The 4,222-nt window shown below is 72.0% G+C and carries 6 protein-coding genes; 3 read left to right on the forward strand and 3 right to left on the reverse strand.

The features are described from left to right. The coding region (locus VIG79_RS00765; protein ID WP_331880866.1) for an LLM class flavin-dependent oxidoreductase at positions 1-625 on the forward strand (625 nt) is incomplete at its 5' end. Positions 626-650: 25 nt separating this feature from the next. On the opposite strand, the gene VIG79_RS00770 is transcribed toward VIG79_RS00765, so the two are convergent. From VIG79_RS00770 to VIG79_RS00780, 3 genes are read right to left on the reverse strand one after another with little or no spacing between them, the layout of a single operon-like run. Further along, positions 651-1,034, reverse strand: a complete 384-nt coding sequence (locus VIG79_RS00770) for a VOC family protein (RefSeq protein WP_331880869.1) — start codon at positions 1,032-1,034, stop codon at positions 651-653. Positions 1,035-1,076: 42 nt separating this feature from the next. Continuing rightward, positions 1,077-1,787, reverse strand: coding sequence for a peptidoglycan DD-metalloendopeptidase family protein (locus tag VIG79_RS00775; protein WP_331880872.1), 711 nt, complete (start codon positions 1,785-1,787; stop codon positions 1,077-1,079). Next, on the reverse strand, positions 1,784-2,575 hold the full coding sequence (locus tag VIG79_RS00780; protein WP_331880875.1) for a hypothetical protein: 792 nt from the start codon (positions 2,573-2,575) through the stop codon (positions 1,784-1,786). The genes VIG79_RS00775 and VIG79_RS00780 overlap by 4 nt, the downstream gene beginning before the upstream one ends. Positions 2,576-2,966: 391 nt before the next feature. On the opposite strand from VIG79_RS00780, the gene VIG79_RS00785 reads away from it, so the two are divergent. Then, entirely contained in the window at positions 2,967-4,022 is a 1,056-nt protein-coding gene (locus VIG79_RS00785; protein ID WP_331880878.1) for an NAD-dependent epimerase/dehydratase family protein, read from the forward strand. Continuing rightward, positions 4,001-4,222 (forward strand): hypothetical protein (locus tag VIG79_RS00790; protein ID WP_331880881.1); only part of this gene is annotated, 222 nt, incomplete at its 3' end. The genes VIG79_RS00785 and VIG79_RS00790, both read left to right, overlap by 22 nt.

Genomic DNA, 4,222 nt, shown 5'->3' on the forward strand with positions numbered 1-4,222 from the left:
GGCGCCGGGTTCCTCGGACCGCGACTACGCCAGTGTCGGGCTGCCGTTCGACGAGCGGTGGCCGCGCTTCGACGAGGCGGTCCGCGCCCTCCGGGCGGTGCTGCGCGGCGACCCCTTCGAGGGATCCTTCTACGCCGTCGATGGCCCGCAGACCCCGCTACCGGCGAAGCCCGACGGGCCGCCGCTGTGGGTCGGTAGCTGGGGGTCGGACGCCGGTATGCGACGTGTCGCGCGGCTCGGCGACGGCTGGCTCGCGTCCGCCTACAACATCGGGCCGGGCGAGTTCGGCCGGGTCTGGACCGGGCTGCGGGAGCGGTTGGTGACCGCGGGGCGCGATCCGGAGACGTTCGAGAACGCCGTCGGCACGATGTGGTTCCACATCGACCCCCGCCGGGGCGACGAGGCGCTGTCCGACCGACTGGCCCCGGTGATGCACCGGTCGGTGGAGCAGCTGCAGGAGCGCCTGGCGTTCGGGCCCGGAGCGGCGGTGCTCGAGAAGGTCACCGCGTTCCGCGCTGCCGGTGCGCAGTGGATGTTCGTGTGGCCCGTGGGGGAGGGCCGGGGCGGGGATCTCGAGCAGCTGCACCGCTTCCACGACGAGGTGATGACCCGGATGGACGGCTGAGGGGTACAGCCCGTGCGAGAACGCGTCACCCGACGCAGAACTCGTTGCCCTCCGGGTCGAGCATCACGACGTGGCCGAGGGCGTCGTCGTAGTGCTCCTCGCGGACCACCGTCGCGCCGGCCGCGACCAGGGTGGGGACCTTCGCGCGGATCAGCCGCTCCCGCTCCGCCAGGTTCCACGGTCCTTTCCCGGCGACGCGGATGTCGACGTGCATCCGGTTCTTCGCGGTCTTGGGTTCGGGTACCCGCAGGAAGCCGATCGCCGGACCGACGTCGAGGGGGTCGACGATCGACGCGTTGTCCGGATCGTCGAAACCGTCCTCCCTGACGTAGCCCAACGCGTCCGACCAGAAGGCGGCCAGCCGTTGCGGGTCGGCGGCGTCGCAACCGAGCGTCCAGTGGGTGGCCATCGCGCCACCCTATGAGCGGCACCTCGACGTCAGGAACTCTTGCTAGTCGACGCGAAGGCCCTCGACCACCGAACCCTCGGCCGGGAGGCCCGATTCGCGCAGTGTGGGCTCCCTCGACCCGCGGGTCCACTCCCGAAAGGGCCGGAAGGAGATCGGGAGCCCTTGCGCACCAGTCATGTCCGGTCCGTCGGCGACCTGGACGTGCACGTGCGGCTGGGTCGAGTTGCCCGAGTTGCCACACTGCGCCAGTACCTGGCCGACCACGACCTCGTCGCCGACGCCGACCCGCACCGACCCGCGCCGCAGATGGACCAGCGCCACAAACGCCTCGCGGTCGCGCAGACCGACGACGACGTGGTTGCCGGCGACGGCCTCGACGCCGGCCCGCAGACGAGCAGCCTGACCGAGGGCGTACGGAACCAGCGCGAGCTGCGAACGCCGCCCTTCGTGGTCACGCTCCCCGTCGTGCGCCCGCACGACGACACCGTCTGCAGGAGCGAGGATTGCCCGCCCGTACCCGACATAGCGCTCGACCGGCTCGGTGGCGAGCAGCGTGCGCCAGTCCCGACGGCCGGCGGTTCGGTGGCGGTCGTCCACGCCGACGAAGTCGACGGCGTAGGTCGAGGCGAGCAGGTGGGTCCCGTGGCTCGGTACGCGCCGAGCCGGGCTGTTCCGGGTCAGCCAGCGGCCGGTGAACGGCAGCGACAGGACCACCGGGTCCACCGTCGGCCGTTGGCGAGCCGATGCCGTCATCCGAGCACCGCCGCTCGCCACGTCGCGGCCCAGCGGGCGAACGAGTAGTGCTGCTCGACACCGCGCCGGGCCATGGCGCCCAGTCGGGCGCGTACGTCGTCGCCGGCGGCCAACAGGCCGATGATCGCCTCCGTCCAGCCGGACTCGGACCGCTCGCCGAACCCGGCCAAGGCCTCGAGCGCCGCGACGTTCGCCCCCACCGGGGAGCCGACCATCGGGAGCCCGGCCGCCGCATACTGCACCAGTTGGTAGGCGCACCGGCCCCGCGCGTACGGGGAGTCGACGAGCGGCCCGATGGCCACGTCGGCTGCGGCGAGGATCCGCCCGACCCCTTCCAGGGACCAGGGGACCCGGTCCACCATCGGGTCGAGGAGACCGAGGGACGCGGACCCCGCACTGACGACGCCCAGCCGCGCACCGCTCCGGTGGTGGACCTCGAGCAGGCTCGGCGCGATGGAGAGCAGGTATGCCTCGGAGGCCGGTGACCCGACCCAGACGATCCTGGGCGGGTCGTTGAGGGCGTAGGAGAGCTTCGGGGCATACGCGCGAGGTTCGATGCACGAGGGGATCACGTAGACGGTCCGGGCGGTGCGCGATGCCCGCTCGGCGAGGTACTCGTTGCCGGCGATGACGACGTCGGCCGCCGCCACGGCGTGGGTCCAGGTCGCGGCCTTGCCGAGGGCCCGTCGGACCCCCGTGTCGGTGTCGTGGAACAGCGCGTCGTCGACGTCGTAGACGCCGTGGCTCGCCGCCTTGAGCAGCCTGGCTTCGAGCTTCCCCCCACTCATCGGGGACGCCTCCCGGGAGAGCACCAGGCGGCGACCGCTGACGTCCACCGAACGGGTCGCGGACTCGGCTCGTAGCGTCGAGAAAGGTTGACCTACGAGGGTTTTCGGTCGGTTCGAAAGGCCTCCACGGTAGTCGTGGACATCGGCGACCAGACCCAGGTGGTCGAGCCAGTCGTAGACACGGACCCGACTGCTTCCGCCCTCTCGCCCGAACGGCGTCACGACGACGAGCGGGGGCACCGGGCCACTCTAGGTCGCCAGTGCGGGAGGGGTGGGACGCGCTCGAGCACGCCGGACCCGGAGGTGGGCCGGCACGGTCGAGTGATCGCGGTCTCGGTCGCGAGATGCCGGTGACGCCGTGCGACATCCGAACTCGGTAGGCTCGCGGACTGTGCCGACGACCGCGTTGATCACGGGTGGCGCCGGCTTCATCGGGTGCGCTCTCGCCGGACGACTGCGGGAGCGGTTTGACCGTGTCGTCGCGATGGATTCGCTGCACCCGCAGGTCCATTCCACCTCCGGTCGCCCCTCCGCGCTCGATGACGCGGTCGAGCTGGTCGTCGCGGACGTGACCGACCCTGTCTCGTGGGACACGCTGCTGGCCGACGTCCGCCCCGATGCGATCGTCCATCTCGCGGCCGAGACAGGGACGGCTCAGTCGCTCACCGAGGCGTCGCGCCATGCGTCGGTCAACGTGGTGGGAACGACGACGATGCTCGACGCCCTCACCCGGCACGACGCCCTCCCGGACCGCGTCGTCCTCGCATCGAGCCGGGCCGTCTACGGGGAGGGCGCCTGGCGGGACCCGACCGGAACGATCGTGCTGCCCGGACAGCGCTCGCACGCGATGCTCGCGGCCGGGACGTGGGACTTCCCGGGGCTCTCGCCGGTGCCGACCGCGGCGTCGCGGGTCGAACCGCGGCCGAGCAGCGTGTACGCGGCGACAAAGCTGGCGCAGGAGCATGTCCTGCGCGCGTGGGGCCTCGCGGTCGGCGTTCGACCGGTGGTCCTGCGGCTGCAGAACGTCTACGGGGCGGGGCAGTCGCCGAACAACCCGTATACGGGGATCCTGCCGCTCTTCGGTCGGCTCGCCGCGGCCGGTGAGGTCATCCCCGTGTACGAGGACGGCCGCATCGTCAGGGACTTCGTCCACGTCGACGACGTCGCGCGTGCGCTCGAGTCAGCCGTGTGCGACCTCGCCGCTGATCCGGGCGTCGCGGTCGACGTGGGGTCGGGCGTGCCGGTGACCATCCTCGAGGTCGCTCGGCTCGTCGCGGTCCGCTACGGAGCACCGCCGCCGGAGGTGACCGGCCAGTTCCGGGACGGCGACGTGCGGTACGCGTGTGCCGACCCCTCCGACGCCTACCGGTTGCTGCGCTGGGAGGCGAGCGTGGAGCTCACTGCCGGCCTCGACGAGCTCTGCGCGTGGCTGGAGCTGCTCCGTTAGAACGCGCTCTCGGGTCCGGGGCGGTCGAGTTCGGGCACGGCGCCCACTACGCTGTCCGCGACAACACGGGACGACGCAATCTGGGAGGGGCGGCATGCCGGACAGCACCGCCTCCGGGGACCGGCCACATCGGCTACGTCTTCACCCGGCTTGCCGACGCGGCGAAACCGTATGCCGGCACGCCGCGTGAACCGTCGAGG

The sequence above is a fragment of the Lapillicoccus sp. genome (assembly GCF_036559105.1).
Classification (GTDB): Bacteria; Actinomycetota; Actinomycetes; order Actinomycetales; family Dermatophilaceae; genus Lapillicoccus.